The organism is Fundicoccus sp. Sow4_F4 (genome assembly GCF_052116145.1).
GTDB lineage: Bacteria > Bacillota > Bacilli > Lactobacillales > Aerococcaceae > Fundicoccus.
In genome coordinates, this window is sequence record NZ_JBQKLQ010000017.1 from 1 (window position 1) to 1,880 (window position 1,880).

Annotated in this window: 2 rRNA genes; both read left to right on the forward strand. The window is 51.7% G+C overall.

The features are described 5' to 3' along the window. Positions 1-1,663, forward strand: a 23S ribosomal RNA gene (locus ACTQ5J_RS13375); the annotation flags it as partial. A 95-nt stretch (positions 1,664-1,758) separates the two neighbouring features. Beyond that, positions 1,759-1,874 (forward strand): 5S ribosomal RNA (rrf, locus tag ACTQ5J_RS13380). The last annotated feature ends 6 nt before the right edge of the window (positions 1,875-1,880 follow it).

A 1,880-nucleotide genomic window follows, 5' to 3' on the forward strand; every position in this document is an offset into this window, starting at 1 on the left:
GAAGCAGTACCGTAAGGAGCTGTGGAGCGCATAGAAGTGAGAATGCCGGTATGAGTAGCGCAAGACGGGTGAGAATCCCGTCCACCGATTGACTAAGGTTTCCTGGGGAAGGCTCGTCCTCCCAGGGTAAGTCGGGACCTAAGCCGAAGCCGATAGGTATAGGCGATGGACAACAGGTAGAGATTCCTGTACTTGGGTAACATGTTTGAACGATGGAGGGACACAGGAGGTAGCGCCACGCATCCGGATGGAAGAGGATGTAGAAGCATCAAGTGGGATTGTGAGTCAAATGCTTACGATTATCTAACCACGAGGTGTGACCTGGAGCGAAATTAAGTAGCGAAGGTGGCAAATCAAACTGTCGAGAAAAGCTTCTAGTGAGTGTTAACCAACCCGTACCGCAAACCGACACAGGTAGTCAGGAAGAGTATTCCGAGGTGATCGAGAGAACTCTCGTTAAGGAACTCGGCAAAATGACCCCGTAACTTCGGGAGAAGGGGTGCTGACAGCAATGTCAGCCGCAGTGAATAGGCCCAGGCGACTGTTTATCAAAAACACAGGTCTCTGCCAAATCGAAAGATGACGTATAGGGGCTGACGCCTGCCCGGTGCTGGAAGGTTAAGAGGAGTGCTTAGCGCAAGCGAAGGTACGAATTGAAGCCCCAGTAAACGGCGGCCGTAACTATAACGGTCCTAAGGTAGCGAAATTCCTTGTCGGGTAAGTTCCGACCCGCACGAAAGGCGTAACGATCTGGGCACTGTCTCAACGAGAGACTCGGTGAAATTATAGTACCTGTGAAGATGCAGGTTACCCGCGACAGGACGGAAAGACCCCATGGAGCTTTACTGTAGCTTGATATTGAGTGTTTGTGTGACATGTACAGGATAGGTAGGAGCCTTAGAAGTGTGGACGCCAGTCTACATGGAGGCAATGGTGGGATACTACCCTTGTGATATGAACCCTCTAACCCGCGTTTAAGAAACGGGAGACAGTGTCAGGTGGGCAGTTTGACTGGGGCGGTCGCCTCCTAAAGAGTAACGGAGGCGCCCAAAGGTTCCCTCAGAATGGTTGGAAATCATTCGTAGAGTGCAAAGGCAGAAGGGAGCTTGACTGCGAGACCTACAAGTCGAGCAGGGACGAAAGTCGGGCTTAGTGATCCGGTGGTACCGCATGGAAGGGCCATCGCTCAACGGATAAAAGCTACCCTGGGGATAACAGGCTTATCTCCCCCAAGAGTTCACATCGACGGGGAGGTTTGGCACCTCGATGTCGGCTCATCGCATCCTGGGGCTGAAGTCGGTCCCAAGGGTTGGGCTGTTCGCCCATTAAAGCGGTACGCGAGCTGGGTTCAGAACGTCGTGAGACAGTTCGGTCCCTATCCGTCGCGGGCGTAGGAAATTTGAGAAGAGCTATCCTTAGTACGAGAGGACCGGGATGGACACACCGCTGGTGTACCAGTTGTTCCGCCAGGAGCATCGCTGGGTAGCTATGTGTGGGATGGATAAGCGCTGAAAGCATCTAAGTGCGAAGCCAGCTTCAAGATGAGATTTCCCATCACGCAAGTGAGTAAGACCCCTGAGAGACGATCAGGTAGATAGGCTAGAAGTGGAAGTGCAGCGATGTACGGAGCGGACTAGTACTAATCGGTCGAGGACTTAACCACGAGAACAATTTGACGGTATGGTCTGATTTTGTTGAGAGTATTCAGTTTTGAGTGATCAATCAAGCACTCTAAAAAAAATAACAACAGACACTGTGTGTGGTGATGAAGGCAAGAAGGATACACCTGTTCCCATGCCGAACACAGCAGTTAAGCTTCTTAGCGCCGATGGTAGTTGGACCTTTGGTCCTGTGAGAGTAGGACGTTGCCACGCAAGTGT